11 protein-coding genes are annotated in these 17,203 nt (G+C 64.1%); 1 reads left to right on the top strand and 10 read right to left on the bottom strand.

The genetic code is table 11. The annotated features are described in order from the left end of the window. Positions 1–65: 65 nt before the first annotated feature. Together I8J29_RS30545 and I8J29_RS30540 are read right to left on the bottom strand one after the other, a co-directional pair. Positions 66–497: an NUDIX hydrolase gene (locus I8J29_RS30545; RefSeq protein WP_208851076.1), complete on the bottom strand. Its 432-nt coding sequence runs from the start codon at positions 495–497 to the stop codon at positions 66–68. After that, on the bottom strand, positions 494–910 hold the full coding sequence (locus I8J29_RS30540) for a DUF4265 domain-containing protein (RefSeq protein ID WP_208851075.1): 417 nt from the start codon (positions 908–910) through the stop codon (positions 494–496). Before I8J29_RS30540 ends, I8J29_RS30545 begins: the two co-directional genes overlap by 4 nt. A gap of 536 nt (positions 911–1,446) precedes the next feature. Here I8J29_RS30540 and I8J29_RS30535 point away from each other — a divergent pair. Then, positions 1,447–8,094: a S8 family serine peptidase gene (locus I8J29_RS30535; protein WP_208851074.1), complete on the top strand. Its 6,648-nt coding sequence runs from the start codon at positions 1,447–1,449 to the stop codon at positions 8,092–8,094. A gap of 96 nt (positions 8,095–8,190) precedes the next feature. Here the strand turns inward: I8J29_RS30535 and I8J29_RS30530 are convergent, their stop codons facing one another. The 8 genes from I8J29_RS30530 to I8J29_RS30495 all read right to left on the bottom strand — a co-directional run. Beyond that, positions 8,191–8,436, bottom strand: coding sequence for a hypothetical protein (locus I8J29_RS30530; protein WP_208851073.1), 246 nt, complete (start codon positions 8,434–8,436; stop codon positions 8,191–8,193). A gap of 29 nt (positions 8,437–8,465) precedes the next feature. Beyond that, a complete protein-coding gene (locus I8J29_RS30525) occupies positions 8,466–8,831 on the bottom strand; it encodes a cupin domain-containing protein (protein ID WP_208851072.1) in 366 nt (121 codons plus the stop codon). A gap of 290 nt (positions 8,832–9,121) precedes the next feature. Further along, positions 9,122–10,972, bottom strand: a complete 1,851-nt coding sequence (locus I8J29_RS30520) for a glycoside hydrolase family 127 protein (RefSeq protein WP_208851071.1) — start codon at positions 10,970–10,972, stop codon at positions 9,122–9,124. Between the two features lie 55 nt (positions 10,973–11,027). Next, on the bottom strand, positions 11,028–11,858 hold the full coding sequence (locus I8J29_RS30515) for a carbohydrate ABC transporter permease (protein WP_208851070.1): 831 nt from the start codon (positions 11,856–11,858) through the stop codon (positions 11,028–11,030). Beyond that, positions 11,855–12,805 (bottom strand): carbohydrate ABC transporter permease, encoded by a 951-nt coding sequence (locus I8J29_RS30510; RefSeq protein ID WP_208851069.1) that lies wholly within the window; start codon positions 12,803–12,805, stop codon positions 11,855–11,857. Before I8J29_RS30510 ends, I8J29_RS30515 begins: the two co-directional genes overlap by 4 nt. A gap of 201 nt (positions 12,806–13,006) precedes the next feature. Then, on the bottom strand, positions 13,007–14,473 hold the full coding sequence (locus I8J29_RS30505; RefSeq protein ID WP_208851068.1) for an ABC transporter substrate-binding protein: 1,467 nt from the start codon (positions 14,471–14,473) through the stop codon (positions 13,007–13,009). Between the two features lie 114 nt (positions 14,474–14,587). Continuing rightward, positions 14,588–16,366, bottom strand: a complete 1,779-nt coding sequence (locus I8J29_RS30500; protein ID WP_208851067.1) for a sensor histidine kinase — start codon at positions 16,364–16,366, stop codon at positions 14,588–14,590. Next, on the bottom strand, positions 16,363–17,203 hold an 841-nt coding region (locus I8J29_RS30495), incomplete at its 5' end, for a helix-turn-helix transcriptional regulator (protein WP_208851066.1). The genes I8J29_RS30495 and I8J29_RS30500, both read right to left, overlap by 4 nt.

The following is a 17,203-nucleotide window of genomic DNA, read 5'->3' as shown; positions in this document are numbered from 1 at the left end:
TGCGGAGCCGGATTAGCGGCCCTTTGCTAGGTACGCTATTGCTTGCGCTTCCGGCGTACGCGGCTTTACCAGCCCAGGCTCTCGAACCACATCGCCCCGTGGTCCTTCTCGACCGCCGTGCGGATGTAGCCGATCATGTCGCCCGGCAGCTCGCGCAGGGAGAACCACGCCAGCTCCTCGCACTTATGCGGCTCCATGTTCGCGATTTCGCCGCTCCACGCGCGGACCCGCAAGTAAAAATCGATCCATTCCGAGCTGACGTTCTTGCGGTGAACGACGCCGACGACGTCCAGATCCTCGGGCCGGATCGTCACGCCGGCCTCTTCCTTCGCCTCGCGGATCGCCGCGGCCTTCACTTCCTCGTTGCCGTCGATGCGACCCGCGACGACGCTCCACTTGCCGTCCTCGAAGCCGGTGTTGATCCGTTTCAGCAGCAGGACGCGGTCGCCGCGATAGAACAGCAGATGGACCGCGCCGTAAAAAATCGGTTGTCTCACGCTTGCCCTCCAAGCCTGTCGATGTCCGCGATGATCGCGTCGATGTCCGCGGCGATGCCGCCCTCGAACGCTTGCGGCACGTTGATCACGAGCAGGCCGCCGAAGACCTGCTCCCAATTGCCGCCCGCTTCCGCGATGCGCGCCTTCGCGGCGCTCAGCTCCGCCGACCGGCTGACCCGCCGGCTCAGCAGCCAAGAGCGCCGGACGAGCTCCGACTTCCGGAGCGTCTCGATGTAATAATACACGTCGCCCACCCGCCGGACCCGAATCCGGTCGCCGAAGGAAACGCGCTCGCTGAAGATCGGATTCTCTTCGATCGTCACCGTATCCGGGTCGATCACGGACACGTCGAGCACTTCGATCTCGCGGCCGTCCTCGTCGAAGCATAGCTGCAGTTGACGGATTTGTTTCATCGGGTTCACCCGCTTTGCCAATGGTTTTTCAATTCGGTCCCTACATTGTAACGGATTCGTCACAGCGTCACAATGCTGTTGCCGAAAGTCGCGAGAACCCGCAACAGCTCGGCTACAGCCAGGAATCATGCCGTTACGATGACGGGAGTCTGCTTTTTGTTTCCGCTTTATAGAAATTTTAGGTCGTTGTCGATGCCGCTTTAAACCATCCCCGCCGAGCCGCTTCCGACACGATCGCCCCCTCATCGACGGCGCGCTTCGCCAAGAATCGGTCCTTGATGCCTAATCCGAGGCACTCCCGCAAGCGCGGGCGCTCCTTCGGCCTACGCTGGAAGTCTCTATGCTTTTCAAATCTTCCACCCTATAATTTAAACAATTAAATTATCTTAATTTTCTAACTAAGTTAATATTTTTAATATCTGACTTCAATTAGCAATTTTCCGGAAAGGAGGTGGTCGGAAAACCAATGCCGCTCTCCCATCTATGAACCGCGGAAGAGTACCCACCTTATTCGATTGAGGAGTTGAACAAGCACTGTGAAATGGAAAACATTCCGACAAGCTCCGGCGTTCGGGATGGCGATCCTCATGGCATGGACGCTCTCCGTACCGGCTGCGGCCGCGGCGGATCCAAGCGCCCGTAAGCTCACCGTCTCCGCCGTCTCCCCGACCAACGCGGCAGCAAAGATCTCTCCCCAGGTGACCGACCGATTCGACGACGACGAATACGTAACCTATCTGATCAAGATGAAGGAGCAGGCGGATCCCGCCGCGGCTTCCTCGCAAGCCCGGCAAAAGGCGCTCAAAGACAAGGTCACCCCGGCTGCGGCCAAACTTTCCATGCGCAATGCGGTCATCGGCTCCCTGCGCGAAACGGCCTTCCGCACCCAAAGCTCGCTCGAATCCTACCTCAAGCAGGCCAAAGCTTCCCACAGCGGCATTATCGATTACAAGAGCTTCTTCATCGTCAACGCCTTGGCGGTCACGTCCACGAAGGCGGAAATGGAACAGATCGCCCGCCGTCCCGAGGTCGACAAAATCCTCCCGAACACCGAACGCTTCCTCGACAAGGTGCAAAAAACCGAGGACGCCGCCCCTCCCGAGAGCGCGTCTCCCGGTGCGGCCGCGGCTACGGCTGCGAAAGAGGCGGCGCCGCTCACCGAGAACGCGGAATGGAACATCGACTACGTCAACGCCCCGCAGGTGTGGGACGAAGGCATCGACGGCACCGGCATCGTCGTCGCCAGCCTGGACACGGGCGTCGACTATACCCACCCCGCGCTCGAGCGCAAATGGCGCGCCTACGAGAACGGCGAGATCGTCCACCCCGAGCTGAGCTGGTACGACGCCCACAGCGGCGCCGCGCTCCCGGAGGACAACGTGGGCCACGGCACGCATACGATGGGCACGATGGTCGGCTCCGAGGAGAACGGCACGAATAAGGTCGGCGTCGCGCCCGGAGCGAAATGGATCTCCGTCCGGATCTTCGATCCGTCCACGACGGACGCCATTATACTCGATGCCGGCCAGTGGATTCTGGCGCCGGTCGACGGCGACGGCAACCTGCACCCCGAGCTCGCCCCGGATATCGTCAACAACTCGTGGGGCGGCGGCGCCGGGATCGACGAGTTCTTCCGTCCGATCGTGCAGGCTTGGCGCTCGGCGGGCATTTTCCCCGAATTCTCGGCGGGCAACACGACGCCCGATAATCCGGGCGGTCCCGGCTCGGTGGCGAATCCCGCCAACTACCCGGAATCGTTCGCCACGGGCGCCACGGACAGCAACGGCATGATCGCGCCGTTCTCCCTGCTCGGCCCTTCGCCGTACGGCGAGCTGAAGCCGGAAGTGTCCGCGCCCGGCGCCAACATCCGCTCCTCCGTGCCCGGCGGGGGCTACGAGGGCGGCTGGAACGGCACGTCCATGGCCGGACCGATTACCTCCGGCATCGCCGCGCTGATGCTGCAGGCGAACCACTCCCTCACCGTCGACGACATCGCGCAGATTCTGGAGGATACGGCCACGCCGCGGACGGACGCCAGCTATCCGGAATCGCCGAACCAGGCGTACGGCTACGGCATCGTGAACGCGCTCGACGCCGTCGGCGCCATCACGACCGGGATCGGCACGGTAGCCGGCAAGGTCCGCATCGGCGGCAACGACGACGAGGCGCCGGTCATCGACCATACGCCGATTCCGGTTCTCTACGGCGGCAAGGACGCCCTGCTCGCGGCAGCCGTCACGGACAACGTCAGCGTGACGCAGGTCGAGGCGTTCGCGCGCATCAAGGGGACCGAGGAGTACGTCTATCTCCCGATGACGCGGGCGGCCGGCGATTATAAATCCGGTCAGTACCATGCCATCATTCCCGCTTATCTGCTCGATCCCGCCGGCCTGGAGTATTACATACGGGCCGCCGACTACGCCAATAACCGGACCGAGACGCCGGTGTACGCCGCGGATGTGTCCAGCGGCCTCAAGCCGGGCTACGTCCAGGATTTCGAAGGGGCCGTCAGCGGCTTCGAGAGCGGCGGCTACCACAACACGTGGACGGTCGGCGAGCCCTTCTACGACAAAGCCTATTCCGGCAGCAAGGTCGCGGCCAGCAACTTGGGCGAGCATTATATGACGGGCGCCAATGCCTATTTCCTCGCCCCGCCGATCGACCTGACGGACAGCCCGGAAGGCGCCGTGCTGTCGTTCAAGAACTGGTACGACATCGGCTCTGATCATGCCGTCGTCTATCTGGCGACCGAGCAAAGCAGCGGCGAATTCATCGAACAGCTGCATTTCACCGGCAAGAGCGACGGTTGGAAAACGGAATTCCTCGACCTGCGTCCGTACGCCGGCCAACGGGTCCAGCTGCTCTTCAACCTGTTCGCCAACGATTTCGGCGGCACGGGCGGCTGGTACCTCGACGATCTGTCCGTCCAGGCTCCGGATCAGGTGCCGCCGGGCACGCCGACGGGCCTCTCTGGCGGCGCGGATCCGGGCGGCAACGTCGCCCTCGCCTGGGAACCCGCGGCGGATGAGGACGTCGCCGGTTACGCGGTCTACCGCGCCGCCGGCGACGGACCGTTCGAAGCAGCCGTCACGACCAAGGCGAACCATATCATCGACACCGCCGCGGTCGCCGGCGCGGTCAACCGCTACAAGGTCGCGGCGGTCGACTACAGCGGCAACGAAAGCGAGCCGTCCGAGGAATTCTCGGTCGACCTGACGTCGGTCAGCGAGATCTTCAAGGATACGTTCGACGGCCCGGACGACAACGGCTGGACGCACGGCGGGTCCGGCGACGAGTGGGAACGCGGCACGCCTGCGAACATCGGGCCGGACAGCGCGGTATCCCCGCCGAACGTCTGGGGCACCGATCTGGACGACACCTATTCGGACAGCAGCGACAACGCCCTGGTCTCCCCCGAGATCGATTTGAGCCAGTGGGACAACGCCGCGGTCTTCTTCAGCAACTGGTATAACCTGGAGTCCGGCTACGATTACGGCCGCTTCGAGATCACGACCGACGGCGGCGCGACCTGGACCGAGCTCGCCAGCTTCAACGGCAGCTCGTACGACAACCAGTGGGAGCTGTTCGGCTACGACCTGGCGCCTTACGCGCACCAGCAGGTCCGCTTCCGGTTCCATTTGCAGTCCGATTCCATCGTGAACATGGCGGGCTGGTACGTCGATAACTTCAAGGTGGTCGGCACGAGCGCGCCTCCGGCGATCACGCAGGCCAATCATGTCTCGGACGGCGCCCCTGCGCCGAAAGCGCATATTACGAAGCCGATGTACGAGCCGAAGGCGACGACGAAGGAACAGTCCGGCGCGGTTCAACCGTCCGAAACGCCGCAGCCGACGAGCCTGCCGGCAAGCGCGACGGTGACGGTGCTCGAAACGAACCGTTCCGTCAAGACGAATCCGGCTACGGGCGAATATGCCATTAAACATGTAGCGGGCGATTATCACCTGCAGGTCGAGACGTACGGCTATTATCCGCAGACGAAGCCGGTCACGATCGCGGATAACGCGAGCGCGACAGTAAACTTCGATCTGGAGGCCATCCCGACGGGGCAAATCACCGGCGTCATTACCGACGAACGCACGAAGCAGCCGGTCGCGGACGCGAACGTCATGGTCATGGAGGACGCCAACATCGCCCCGGTACGCACCGACGCGAACGGCGCGTTCTCGCTGACCGTGCTCGAGGGCGCGTATACGCTGGCCGTCTCCGCCGGCGAGTATTACGCGAAGAGCGTGACCGTGACCGCGCCGCCGAACGGGACGGCCGAAGCGAACGTCGCGCTGAAGCCGTTCGTCGGCGCGCCGAGCGGCCTCGGCTACGACGACGGCACGGCCGAAGATGCCCATGCGTTCTACGACGCCGGCAACGGCTGGGCGGTCCGCATGACGCCGGCGGCAGGCCGGGCGAAGGTCACGGGCGCCTCGTTCCGCTTCTGGGATACGTCCTGGCCGGTTCCGGGCGCGACGCCGTTCCAATACGCGGTGTACGACGCCAGCGGCAGCGACGGTTCCCCGGGACGCCTGCTGGCCGGTCCGTTCCCGGCCGAAGCGCTGCGCACCGGCGAGGATTGGACGAACGTGACGTTCCCGACGCCGGTCGAGGTGGAAGGCGAATTCTACGTCGCCTATATCCAGGTCGGCAGCTACCCGAATACCCCGGGCCTGGCTACCGACGTCAACGGCACGAACGCGCTGCGCAGCTGGCAAGTGGTTGGCGGCGGCTGGGCGCCGGCGCCGGAAGATGACGGCAATTACATGATCCGCGCGACCATCAACAACGAAGTGACGGCCCCGGTCATCACGTCTCCGGCGGCGGGGACGTACACCAACGACGCGGCGATCGAAGTGACGGGCACGCTGCCGATCGACGGCGCGACCGTGACGTTATATAACGGCGACGCGAAAGCCGGAACGGCTGCGGTCGAGAACGGGACGTTCGCGATTCCGGTCCAGCTGAAGGCCGGCCTGAACAGCCTGTCGGCCGAAGCCACGGTCGACGGCAAGACGACCGAGCGCTCCGCGCCGACCGACGTCACCTTGGATACGGTACTCCCAAGCCTGACCGTCGCGACGCCGACCGAGGACTTCAAGAAGAATCAGGAAGCATTAACGATTAAGGGAACGGCGACCGACGACTACCCCGGCGGCGTCACCGTGAACGGCGAAGCGGCCGAAGTCGGAGAAGGCGGCGCCTTCACGCACCGCATTTTGCTGAATCCGGGCGCCAACGCGGTGACCGTCGTCGCGAAGGATCTCGCGGGCAACGAAACGACGGTGACGCGCACCGTCCGCCTGGATCTGGACAGCCCGGCGATTGCCGACGTGACGCCGGCGGAAGACGCCAAGCTGTTCCAAGGCGACAGCCTGTCCGTCTCGTTCAAGAGCGACCCGGGCCTGCATGCCGCGTTCCGCGTCGAGCTGCCGATTGCTCCCGCTTCCGCGAAAGCGAACGAAATCGCGATGACGGAAAGCAAGACGACGCCGGGCTTATACGAAGGTACGTATAAGACCCCGGACAGCCTGATCCTGGACGGCGGCGTCATCGTCGTCCGCGCGTGGGACGACGCCGGCAACGAAACGGAAGCCGCGGCTTCCGGCAAGTTGTTCGTCAACGTCGATCCGGCATGGGAGCTCGTGAACCAGGCGAAGGCGGATTACAAAGCCAACGTCGTCAATACGACGGAATTGAATAAGCCGGTGCTGGCATTCCCCGACACGGAAGGCATCACCTATGCCGTCACGGGAAGCAGCAGCGACAAGCTGATCAGCAAGACCGGCGTGCTGCTGAAGCGTCCGGACGGCGCGACGGACGTGGAACTGACCGTGACCATCGCGGCGGCAGATAAACCGGCCGTTAAAGCCGAAGTGAAAACGAAAGTCACGCTGACGGCGGTCCCTAGCGGTCCGATCGGCGGCGGCGGCAGTCCGGGCGTCATCATCGTGTCGCCTCCGGACGCGGGCGCGAACCCCGCGCTGAAGGCCGTCCTCGGCAGCGTCCTGACGCAAGCGCCGGTCAAACCGGCCGTGAAGACGGAAGGCGCGACCGCGATGGCCGTCATCGCCGACGCCGACCTGCAGCAAGCGCTCAAGACCGTACCTGCCGCGATCGTCGTGACGATCGACCCGAGCGGCGCGCAGCAAGCGGTGCTGCGCTTGACGCCGGCCCAAGTCGCGCTGCTCGCGGGGTCGAACCCGGCGAACGTGCTTGCCGTCACGAACGGCACGAGCGCCGTGGCGATTCCGGTCGGCCTCCTGGCCAAAGCGCCTAAGGATGCCGGTCTGCAAGTGACGCTGGCTGCGGCGGATTCGTCCGGCGCGGCATTCGCGAGCGCGGCGTCGGGCATAACCGTGCTCGGCAAGCCGGCGGCCTTCGGCGTGAACGTCGTCCAAGGGACAGCCGTCAAGCCGCTGGCGCTCTCGGGCAAGGATTTCGTCAAGCAAGCCTTCACGCTGCCGAAAGGCACCGACGTCAAGGCGGCCGGCGTGCTCTATGCCGGGTCCCCTGCCGTGAACCCGGCGCCGGCGGCCTTCGCGGGCAATGACGACGGCACCGTGACGGTCACGGTGACGCGTCCGGGCTTCGCAACCTATGCCGCCGTGACGCGCGCGATCACCTTTACGGATATCGCCGGCTCGGCCGCGAAGGAGCAAATCGCGGCGCTGGCAAGCAAGTTCCTGATCGACGGCACGTCGGCCTCGACGTTCTCGCCGGGCGCGGCCGTCACCCGCGCGGAATTCGCGGCGCTGCTGACCCGCGCGCTCGGACTGCCGGCCGGCGCCGGGCTGCCGTTCAAGGACGTGACGGCCGACAAGTGGTACGCGGACGAAGTCGGCGCCGCGTATCAAGCCGGCCTGATCACGGGCCTCGGCGGCGGCAGCTTCAACCCGAACGGCACGATCACGCACCAGGATTTGGCCGTTATGCTGGAACGGGCCGCCGCGTTGGTCGGCCTGAACGTCTCGGGCTCCGCGAGCCCGACCTTCGCGGATGCCGGCACCGTCTCCGGCTACGCCGAGAAGAGCGTGCAAGCCGTCACCGCGGCCGGCCTGATGAGCGGCGCGGTAACGGGCGGCAGCGCCTACTTCGCGCCGAAGGCGCCGACGACGCGCGAGGAAGCGGCGCTCGCGATCTACAACCTGTTGAAGCAATCGGGATTGATCAACTAATTGCCGTGTCATGAAAAAACAGACTGCAGCTTGGCTGCGGTCTGTTTTTTTGCGCGCGGGGCGCGGTTGCCGTGCGAATTGGACGAATGCGCTCACTTATGCTTTCTTAGCCACGCCGGACGTCGCATAGACGACCAAGCTAATCACCATGGCCACGAATCCGAGGCCGCCAAGCAGCATGCAGGCCAGTACCGGCAGCATGCCGTTGTGCGTGGGGTAAAAGGCCGTCATTTCTGCCTCGGCCTGCTTCCTATGAAGGACGAAACCCGCGATGCCGCTGACGATCCAGAGGATTCCGCCCAGAATGGCGCCGACCAACGCGCGCTTTTGAAGCTTGTTCATCGGGGAAAGCCCCTCTCGCCAGATATGGACTACTCGTTCAGCCACGGAATCTCGGTCATCAGCGGCTCCACTTGCTCGCTCTCGATGACGATGGCCGTCATCCCGTGCTCCGTGCCCGATTCATGCGCTTCGCCGGCCTCCCAATAAGCGGCCTGACCGGCCTTGATTCGGTACGCGATGCCTTCTTTGCCCGTCACCCAGCCCTGCCCGTTCAGCACCACGAACAACTGGTTGATCGTGGCCTCGTGCCGGCCGACGTTCCCGCCGGGCTCGAGATGGATGCAGCCGATATGCGTCGGCTTGTCGTGCTTGATAATCCGGGAGATGGACGCCCCTTTGCTGTCGAATTGCGTGATGGTTTTGTCGCCGGCTTTGCCGAATGCGTAGATTTTCAAGCGAACATCTCCTTAGGTAGGGTTGACCGGATAAGCGGCTTAGTAGCGCGCTAGGATGGTCTTGATCTCCGTTCTGAGCCGACGTTAGCCGCGCTAATGCTTGATTTCCGCACATCATAATTTCCATTTTACGGATGAGCGCTTTAGATGTCGATTACGTTTTCTTTAACGCCGCGAAGCAGCTTCGCTTAAAACAAGGCAAAGAGGCTAACCATCGAATGGTTAACCTCATGAATCCTTATTCTCCCTAATAACTAGCGAACCCGAGCGCTCCCCGGTTCACCAAGCCCTCAAAACCGGTACAGCCGCGCGTCCTCCGCCTCGCGAACCCACACCTGCATGAACCCCGCCTCGCGGTTGTCCCACGCGTAGTAAGGGACGAGCTCGCACGGCTCGCCTTCGGCCGTGCGGCCTTGCAGCACGGTCACGCCGCCGAGCAGCTCCGCGCGGTGCTGCACCGCGAACGGCTCGTGCGCGCCGAGCGCGAAGCCGTCGTAGCGCAGCCCGGCGTTGCCGGCTTGCTCGACGCAGTACACGACCGGGCCGCGCTGCAGCGCGATGCGGCCCCGGTCCGCCTCCGCTTCCGGCCGGGCGCGGACGACCTCGACGGGCATGTCGAGCGTCAGCTCGATCGTGTCGCCCGGCGCCCAGCGGCGCTTCAGGACGAGGTAGCCCTTCGCCGTCAGCGCCTCCGCGCCGTCGACCCGCTCGCCCTGCGCCGATACCCGGTAGCCCCGGCACCAGCCCGGCACGCGCAGCCGGATCGCGAACTCGCTAGGCGCCTCTTGCTCCGGCGTCACCGTGAGCGCGACGCGCCCGTCCCACGGATAGGCCGTGGACTGCGCGATCCGCACCGTGCCGGTGCCGCCGACGAGCTCGACGGCCGCTTCGCCGTTGGCGTACTGGTTGACGGCGAGGCCGTCCTCCGTCGCCGCGTACAGGTACTGGCCGATCGCCGGCAGGAACCGGGCGAGGTTCGTCGGGCAGCACGACGTGTGGAACCATTCCACCCGGTGATGCTCGCCCTTCGAGGCCAGCGGGTTGACGTAGAAGAACCGGTCGCCGGACAGCGAGATCCCGGAGAGCGCCCCGTTGAACAGCTCGCGCTCGACGAGGTCCGCGTATTTCCCGTCGCCGTGGAGCAGGTTCATGCGGTGGTTCCAGAACGCCATCGCGATGGCGGCGCAGGTCTCGCAGTACGCCGACTCGTTCGGCAGATCGTAGTCGTGGGTGAACCCTTCGTTGTGCACGGACGGCCCGATGCCGCCGGTCACGTACAGATTGCGCTCCACCGTATGCGCCCATACCCGGTCGAGCGCCGCCAGATAGGCGGGATCGCCCGACGCGAGCACGACGTCGGCCATCGCCGTGTACAGGTACATCGCGCGGACCGCGTGCCCTTTGACCTCGCGGATGTCCCGGACCGGCACGTCGTCCTGGCAGTACGCCGGACCCCATTCCGGCTTATCCCAGATCGCGCCGACCCCGTGCCCGCGGCCGCGCTCCTCGAGCAGCCAGAGCGCCAGCTTCCAGTACCGTTCCTCGCCGGTCGCGCCGAACAGCTTCACGAGCGCGAGCTCGATCTCTTCGTGCCCCTCGGCCCAATGGCGCTTGCCGGGACCGAACACGGCGTCGTAATGGTCCGCCATCCGGCAGGCGACGTCCAGCAGCCGGCGCTTACCCGTCGCCTGGTAATACGCGACCGCGGCTTCGATCAGATGACCGCCGTTGTACATTTCGTGCTTCTCCATGTCGGTCCATTTCCGATCCGGCGCTTCCAGCGTGTAATACGTGGACAGGTAGCCGTCCGGCTCCTGCGCGGCCTCGATCAGCCCGGCGATGCGGTCGATCTCCGCTTCCAGCGCCGGATCACGCTCCGTCATGAGCGCGTACGCGGCGCCTTCGAGCACCTTGTACACGTCGGAATCGTTATAATACATCCCTTCGAACCTGCCCTCGGCCAAGCCCCCGGCCAGCGCGAAATTGCGGATGCGGTTCGTCTCCTCGCACTTGCGCAGGCAGACGTCGATCGTCACGTTCTTCAGCACCTCGAGGCGCGGACGCCAGAATGCATCGTCGATGCGCACGCTGGAGAACGGCACGCCCCGCCAGCCCCGGACCGGTTGTTGCACCTTCGTCATGCTCGTAGCCTCCCTTTTCGTCGTCCCCTGCTCGCTTACCCTTATCGAACTCCGTTTATCCTTTCAACCCGGTCAGCGTAATTCCTTCCAGGAAATACCGCTGCCCGACCAAAAACACGACGACGCACGGCAGCACGACGGCCGCCGAAGCCGCCATCAACAGATCCCACTGCGCGGTATAGCTGCCCTGGAACATCTGCAGGCCGAGCGCGAGCGTGAACCGGCTGTCGCTCTTCAGGTAGATGAGCGGGCCCATGAAGTCGTTCCACGAGCCGAGGAACGTGAACAGCGCGACGACGATGACCGCCGAACGGCTGAGCGGCAGCAGAATGCGCCAGTAGATCTGAAAATACCTCGCCCCGTCCACGAACGCCGCCTCGTCGAAATCCTGCGGAATCGTCAGATAGAACTGCCGCAGCAGGAAGATGTTGAAGATGCCCCCGCCGAAGTACGCCGGCACGATGAGCGGATAGAACGTATCGTAGAAGCCGATCTCCTTCCAGCCGATGAAGCTCGGAATGAGCGTTACCGCGCCCGGCAGCATCATCGCGGACATGAGCACCGCGAACACGGCGTCCCGTCCCTTCCAGCGGATGCGCGAGAAGCCGAACGCGGCGACGGTGCTCGAGACGACCGTGCCGAGCAGGACGCCGGCGACGATGACCAGGGTGTTGACGAAGAACGTGCCGAACGGAACGACCGTCAGCGCTTCCTTGAAATTCTCCAAGTGGAACGGCTTCGGAATCCACTGCGGCGGCATGACGAAGATTTGGGACAGATCCATCACGGAGCTGCGCAGCAGCCAGACGAACGGCACGATGAACAGAACGGAGACGACGAGCAGGGCGACGTAGCCTGCGGCGAGCTTCAGCCTGGACTCTCTCATGCGCGGTCCCCCTCATAGTGCACCCAGGATTTGGACGTCTTGAAGACGATGAACGTAAAGATCAGAATAATGACGAACAGCACCCACGCGAGCGCCGACGCGTAGCCCATCTCCGTGTCGCGGAACGCCGTCCGCCACAGGTAGAAGACGAAGAACAGGCTCTTGTTGTTCGGTCCGCCCTGGGTCAGGATGTACGCCTCGCTGAACACCTGGAAGGAGCCAATGATCGTCATGATCGTGTTGAAGAAGATCGTCGGCGTCACCATCGGGATCGTGATATGGCGCAGCTTGTGGTACCAGCCGCCGCCGTCGACGTCGATCGCTTCGTAATATTGCTTCGGAATGCCGGACAAGCCCGCCAGGAAAATAATGACGGTGCCGCCGATGCCCCACAGCGTCGTCAGCACGATGGACGGAATGACGCTGCGCTCCCCGAAGAGCCAGCTGCTCGTCGGCAGATGCAGCCATTCCAGCGCCGTGTTGATCAGGCCGAGGTCCGGGTTCAGCAGCCACAGCCAAATCATCGAGGAGGCGACCGCCGGCACGATGCTCGGCAGGTAGATGATCGTCCGGAACACGGAACGCCCCTTGACGTTCATATTCAGCAGAAGCGCCAGGGCGAACGAGATGAGGATGACCGCCGGCACGCGCAGCACCACGAAATAAAACGTCGTGCCGAGCGACTGGTAGAACAGGTCGTCCCCGCCCGAGAACAGCTTCGCGTAATTGTCGAATCCTATGAAGGACGTATGGTCCTTGAAGACGTTGTAGTCCGTCAAGCTGAGGTAGAAGCTTGCGACCATCGGACCGAGGGTGAAAATCAGAAAACCGAGTATGGCCGGCGCCGTGAACAAGAGCCCGTAAAACAGCGCCTTGCGCTCTCTCGCGGTGCTCCGCTTCCGCGTCGCGGCCCGGGCCTGCTGCCCGCCTTGCGCCGAAATCTCCATGCGTTATGCCTCCTGTCTAGGGAAAGGGACAGCCCTCCGGTCCGGAACGGCTGTCCCCCGCTCGCCGCGATCCGCCTCCGCGGACGGGCCTATTCACGTACTTCGGCCAGTTGCTTCACTTGCTCCGGCTAACCCGCCTCACTTGCTTCATCCAATTTGCTCACTTGCTTCATCCAACCTGCTTCACAAACCTCATTCAACCTACTTCACGTCCCGGCGGCCCTGCACTTGCTCCTGCGCCTTCGCGGCGACCGCGTCCAGCGCGTCCTTGGCCGACTGCTTGCCCAGCCATACCTTGTCGAGCGCGGGATTGATGACGTCCATGATTTTGTTGAAGTTCTTGACGTACGCCGTCGGCGTCGCGTGGCTGTGGCTCAGCAGCATGTCGATGACCGCGCCCTTGTAGCCGGACGGGCGGGACGGCAGGTTCTGCGTCCACTTGTTCAGCTTGTCGGCGTCCGTGTACCAGTCCTTATGCGACGGCATCCACGTGCCGGCCGTCAGCATGTCGAGCGACGCGTCCGGATCGATCAGCGCCTTCAGCAGCTCCCACGATTCCTCCGGATGCTTGGTCGACTTGAAGATGGAGAACATGCCCGCGACGACCGTCGTGACCGGCTCCTTCATGACCGGCAGCGCGCCGACGTTATAGTTGAACTTGGACTGCGCGAGTCCCGTCGTCGCCCATTGCCCGTCGAACGCCATGGCGACCTTCTTGGTCTGGAGCGCCACGTTCGTGCCCGGAATGTTCTTCGCCTGCAGCGGCGACGGGGCGACGTGGTACACGTTGATCAGGTCGGCCAGCTTCTGGAGCGCTTCCACGGCTTCCGGCTGGTTCAGGCCGAGCGTCTTGCCGTCGGCCGAGAGGAAATCCCCGCCGTTGGAATAGATGAAGTTGCTGTAGAGGCCCCACCAGGTCGGCAGGTTGATGCCGAACTGCTTGATGTTCTTCGGATCGAAGCCCGTCTCGGTCGCATTGCGGCCCTTGTTGTCGATCGTCAGCCGCTTGGCGACGTCCACGAACTGGTCCCACGTCCACGCTTCCGACGGATCGGCCGGCGGCGGCTCGATGCCGGCGTCCTTGAACACGTCCTCGTTGTAGTACAGCACGAACGTTTCCGGACCCGGACCGATGCCGATCACGTTGCCGGGCTCCGCCGAATACGTGATGTTCGGCACGAGCGCGTCCATGTTGAGCTCCGTGTCTTTATCCATATAATCCTGCAGGTTCAGGAACTTGCCTTGTTCCGCGAGCGGGAACGCGATCGTGGCGGATTCCATCATGGCCACGTCCGGCTCGTCGTTGCCGGCGACCATCGTCGTCAGCTTCGTGTCGTAGTCCGCGCTGATGGCCTGGAAGTCGACCTTGATGTTCGGCTTGGCTTTCTCGATCCGGGCGATGGCGACCTTGTACGCCGCGATCTCGTCCGGGGAACCCCAGGCGGTGAGGCGAAGCGTGATCGGTTCGCCGCTGCCGGCGTTCGCCGAGCCCGCGCCGGCGTCTTCGCCCGCGCCGCCTCCGCTATTGCCGCCGTTGCTGCCGCCATTGGCTTGGGCGGCGCCGTTGTTCGAGCCGGCGTCCGACTTGGTGCAGCCGGTCAGTACGGCCGTAACCGCGAGAATCAGTACCAGAAGCAGGGAAACGAGCTTCCCTCGATTGCTTGACATAGTGCGAGCCCCTCTCTGATTGCGTCCTCATTGGCTCATAGCTGCAGTCTATGATAGTTCCATTGTAAGAGACGGACAGCGCTTTCAAAACCCGAGCATTCCTAGAATGGTGGACTAATATTGGGTGTTGCGCGGCAGCTGGATGCGCACGCGCGTCCCTTCGCCCGGCGCGGATTCGATGCGGATGCCGTAGTCGTCCCCGTAAGCCATCTTGATGCGCGAGATCGTGTTCTTGATGCCGACGGACGCCGATTCCTCGTACAGGATCGCGTCGATGCCCGCCTTGGAGATGCCCCGCCCGTTGTCGCGGATCTCGAAATACCGGCTCCCGCCCTCGGTCCAGCCGCGGATCCCGATCCGGCCGCCCGCCTCCAAGCCGCCGAAGCCGTGAAGGATGGCGTTCTCCGCGAACGGCTGGAACAGCAGCCGCGGCAGCTCCTCCTCGTAGAGCGCCGGCTCGATGTCGTACGTCACGTCGAACTTCCCCTCGAAGCGGACCGACATGATGTAGAAGTAGTTCCGCATCCACTCCAGCTCCTCCGCCAGCCGAACGGCGCCCCAATCCTTCCGCGACGTGTAATGCAGCATGTTGGACAGGCAGACGAGCATCTTGCTCAGCTCCTTCTGGCCGTGCTCGATGGCCGTCCAGTTCATGATGTTGAGCGTGTTGTACAGAAAATGCGGGTTCATCTGCATGTTGAGCGCCTGAATCTCCGCTTCCTTCTCCTTCAGCTTGATCTCGTAGTTCTCCTTGACGAGCATCGCGATGCGGTCGTTCATCCGGTTGAACCGCTGCGACAGCAGCCCGAACTCGTCGTTGCGCTTCACCTCGACGCGGGTTTGGAAATCCCCTTCGCCGACGGACCGCATCGCGCTCATCAGCCGCTTGATCGGCCCCGTGATCCGGCCCAGGATGAAGTACGCGAAGAAGAGCGCCACGGCGGTCAGCGCCAGCGCGCCGACGATCGTCGAGGTGCGGATGACCGGCACGAGGCTGCTCACGAGCGCGGACTGCGGCGTCACGACGATGGACAGCCAGCCCGTCACCTCCGAGCGGGCGAAGCAGACGATCTGATGCTTCCCGTTCAGCATGATCCGCTCCGTGCCGCTTCCCTTCGCCCGGAACGCCTCGATCCACGCCGGCGCGTACTTCTTGGTCACCTGCGACCCGTCGCTCGACGCCACGACGACGTCGTTCGGGTCGAGCACCATGTAGCTGGAGCCGGCGGGAATGCTCTGCTCGAACAGCTCGTCCATCACGGTCGACTTGTAGCTGATCGTCAGCACCGGCCGCTCGACTCCCGGCTTCAGCTTGACGAGGGTGCTGTCCTCGAGGTGCGAGAAGTTCAGGAGCCGGGTCGCCGAGAACAGGTAGCGGAAGTCGATGGAGCCGTCCTTCAGCCACGGCTGATTGAACATGCGGGTAAAGTCGTACGTCGGGTACCAGACCATTTTCCCGCCCGCGCGCAGGGCTTCCTTGTAGATCCGCGACTGCGTCGGATCGCCCTGCGGCAGCGAGAGCGACAGGCCGAAGCTGTAGTACGAGGTCCACAGCTGCACGGCGTACACGTCCTCGTTCTGGGAGAAATATTTGCTTAAAATCGCGGAGATCTGCCGGTCGGCCGCCACGAGCTCTTCTTCCCTCGAAGGATGGAGCGCGTTGAAAATCTCGTACAAATCCTTGTCCACGAACAGCGACCGGCTGTTCTGGTCGGCCATGCCCAGCTTCGTGTCGATGACGTCGTTGTTCTTCTTGACGACGGCGTACACGTTCTTCTGCGCCTGCTCCGTGACGACGTTCAGGCTCGTCCGGTAGAAGAGCGTGCTCAGCACGAGCAGCGGCAGGGCGATGAGCGTCAGATAGCTGAGGACGAGCCGCGTCCGGAACGTCATGGCGTCTCCCCGCCTTCGTTCGCCCGCGGCGCCGCGTGCTTATAGGCTTCCGGCGACAGCCCGACCTGCCGCTTGAACATCCGCGTGAAATATTTCGTATCGCGGTAGCCGCACTGCTCCGCGATCTCGTAGATGCGCAGCTGCCCCGCCAGCAGCAGCTCCTTGGCGCGGCGAATGCGCGCGTCCGTCACGTGCTCCGAGAACGACCGCCCCGTGCGGGCCTTCAGGAGCGTGCTGAAATACGACGCGTTGAAATGAAACCGCTCCGCCGCCGCCTCCAGCGTCAGATCCTCGGCGAAGCGCTCCTGAATCCAGCCGAGGCATTGGTCGACGATCAGCTCGCTGCGGCCCTGCTTCCGCTCGTGCAGCGACTTGTGCACCTCGCGGAGGCTGCCCAGCAGCAGCGCGATCAGCGCCTCGGCGCTGCGGCAGGCGGGCACGTCCGACACGGCCGTCTCGGTGACAACGCTTCCAACGCGCGGATCGATAATGTCGCGGGTCCGGCTCTTGAGCTTCATCAAGGTCAAGGCCGCGTAATCCCTCATGAGCCTCGGCTCGCACCGTCCGCCGGCCGCGAGCTCGCGGAACGCGTCCGCGCACAGCGCCTCGGCCGCCGACGGGTCCGGCTCCTGGAGCGCCTCGAAGAGCTGCTCCCCGTCGAACCGGAAGACGGGCTTCGCCGGCGGCAGCACGTCGTCGGCGTCGACGGTGCCCCGCCATTCGGCGTGGAACGCGTACGCGAGCGCCGCCTGCGCCCGGCGGTAGAGCCCCGGCGCGTCGGCCGCGGCGTCCCCGCGCGTCGGCCCGGCGTCCGGCGGCAGCGCCGCGATGCCGTGC

The organism is Paenibacillus artemisiicola, from assembly GCF_017652985.1.
In the GTDB taxonomy this organism is placed as follows: Bacteria; Bacillota; Bacilli; order Paenibacillales; family Paenibacillaceae; genus Paenibacillus_Z; species Paenibacillus_Z artemisiicola.
Note: the sequence above shows the minus strand (reverse complement) of the source record. Positions and strands in the feature narration are given on the sequence as shown.

Coding starts and splice junctions, on each gene's coding strand:
- I8J29_RS30540 (WP_208851075.1), bottom strand. CDS start 910: ATGAAACAAATCCGTCAACTGCAGCTATGCTTCGACGAGGACGGCCGC.
- I8J29_RS30515 (WP_208851070.1), bottom strand. CDS start 11,858: ATGAGAGAGTCCAGGCTGAAGCTCGCCGCAGGCTACGTCGCCCTGCTC.
- I8J29_RS30510 (WP_208851069.1), bottom strand. CDS start 12,805: ATGGAGATTTCGGCGCAAGGCGGGCAGCAGGCCCGGGCCGCGACGCGG.
- I8J29_RS30505 (WP_208851068.1), bottom strand. CDS start 14,473: ATGTCAAGCAATCGAGGGAAGCTCGTTTCCCTGCTTCTGGTACTGATT.
- I8J29_RS30530 (WP_208851073.1), bottom strand. CDS start 8,436: ATGAACAAGCTTCAAAAGCGCGCGTTGGTCGGCGCCATTCTGGGCGGA.
- I8J29_RS30520 (WP_208851071.1), bottom strand. CDS start 10,972: ATGACGAAGGTGCAACAACCGGTCCGGGGCTGGCGGGGCGTGCCGTTC.
- I8J29_RS30500 (WP_208851067.1), bottom strand. CDS start 16,366: ATGACGTTCCGGACGCGGCTCGTCCTCAGCTATCTGACGCTCATCGCC.